We start from the raw sequence: 1,442 nt of genomic DNA on the forward strand, positions 1-1,442 counted from the left end.
ACGTTCTTGCCAAAGTGCTTGATCTTCACGTAGTCGTAGTACCAGACCTGGGTGTCGCCCAGCTGTTCGCGACGACCGGGCGCGCCGAACTTCTCGCGGACGTTGTCCTGGGTGGTCTTGCCGATCTCCAGGGTGTCCATCTGCTGCTGGGTGATCTCGATGCCGGTGGTGTAGCCGCCGAACGGGTTGGCGTGGGCGGAGGTCGTCGAAACGGCCAGCGGGGTTGCGAGGATCAGGGCAAGGGCGAGCGCGCGCATGAAACTTCCTTATTTATGGAGCGGATAGGTGCGGTAGGAGCGCCGGGGCGTCCAGCCTGAGCGCAGCAGGGCTGCCGAGGGAGTCTAACGCCCGGATGCGACTGACGCGGGATGAAGGTCACATATCAGGTGGTTTGTTCCGGATGCGACGGGTATGTATAATTCATACATACTTTTTGAGGCGTACCCCATGGAAGCCACCGTTGCTGAACGCGGACAGATCACCCTGCCCAAGGCAGTGCGTGATGCGCTGGGCCTGACCAAGGGCACCTTGCTGAAGGTGGAGCTGGAAGGCAGCCGGATCATCCTGCGCAAGAGCGTGGACGATGCGATCTCCCGCGCCCGCGGCAAGTTCTCGCTGGACGGCTTCGAATCGGCCGACGCGGCCGTGCGCGACCTGCGCGACGAGGAGTAAGCGGTGATGATCGCCGTCGATTCACCGGTGCTGGTCGAGCTGCTCAGCAACGGCCCGCAGGCCGATGCGGTGGAAGCCTGCCTGCGGCAGAGCCTGGTCGGCGGCCGCGTGGTGGTCTGCGGCGCCACCCTGGCCGAGATCTGCGCCGCCCTGCGCGGCGGTGCCGAGGTACTGGAAGCGCTGGAAGAAATGGGTGTCCACTTCAACGCGCTGGAAGCCAAATCGGCACTGCGCGCCGGTGAAATGTACCGCCGCCATCGCCAGCGCGGCAGCGGCCAGCGCCGTGGCCTGGACGAATTCATGATCGGTGCCCACGCCCTGCTGCAGTGCGATGGCCTGATCACCTGGAACGACACGTTTTATCGCGACTACTTCAAGGGCCTGAAGCTGATCGTGCCGCAAGCCTGAGCCCACTTTTTATTCACCTCACGCATTACCCGGGAGTTGTCATGTTGGAAGCCTACCGCCACCACGTCGCCGAGCGCGCTGCGCTTGGCATCCCGCCCCTGCCGCTGACCGCGCAGCAGACGGCCGATGTCATCGAACTGCTGAAGAACCCGCCGCAGGGCGAGGCCGAGTTCCTGCTCGACCTGCTGACCCACCGCGTGCCGGCCGGCGTCGATGACGCTGCCAAGGTCAAGGCCTCGTACCTGGCCGCGATCGCACTGGGCAGCGAGCAGAACCCGCTGATCAGCCGCGAGCGCGCCACCGAACTGCTGGGCACCATGCTGGGCGGTTACAACGTCGCGCCGCTGGTGCAGCTGCTGGAC

At 64.9% G+C, this 1,442-nt stretch carries 3 protein-coding genes and 1 pseudogene; 3 read left to right on the forward strand and 1 reads right to left on the reverse strand.

Features of this window, described 5'->3' with window-relative positions; genetic code table 11:
* On the reverse strand, positions 1-257 hold a 257-nt coding region (locus DBR20_RS05560; RefSeq protein ID WP_108265495.1), incomplete at its 3' end, for an outer membrane protein assembly factor BamE.
* 190 nt (positions 258-447) lie between these two features.
* Here DBR20_RS05560 and DBR20_RS05565 point away from each other — a divergent pair.
* The 3 genes and pseudogenes from DBR20_RS05565 to DBR20_RS05575 form a co-directional block, all read left to right on the forward strand.
* A complete protein-coding gene (locus tag DBR20_RS05565) occupies positions 448-672 on the forward strand; it encodes an AbrB/MazE/SpoVT family DNA-binding domain-containing protein (protein WP_025878955.1) in 225 nt (74 codons plus the stop codon).
* A gap of 6 nt (positions 673-678) precedes the next feature.
* Positions 679-1,080, forward strand: a complete 402-nt coding sequence (locus tag DBR20_RS05570) for a type II toxin-antitoxin system VapC family toxin (RefSeq protein WP_108265494.1) — start codon at positions 679-681, stop codon at positions 1,078-1,080.
* Positions 1,081-1,121: 41 nt separating this feature from the next.
* Positions 1,122-1,442: pseudogene (locus DBR20_RS05575) on the forward strand (aconitate hydratase B); the annotation flags it as partial.

The organism is Stenotrophomonas sp. HMWF023 (assembly GCF_003060985.1).
GTDB classification, from domain to species: domain Bacteria; phylum Pseudomonadota; class Gammaproteobacteria; order Xanthomonadales; family Xanthomonadaceae; genus Stenotrophomonas; species Stenotrophomonas lactitubi.

Coding starts and splice junctions, on each gene's coding strand:
- DBR20_RS05565 (WP_025878955.1), top strand. CDS start 448: ATGGAAGCCACCGTTGCTGAACGCGGACAGATCACCCTGCCCAAGGCA.
- DBR20_RS05570 (WP_108265494.1), top strand. CDS start 679: ATGATCGCCGTCGATTCACCGGTGCTGGTCGAGCTGCTCAGCAACGGC.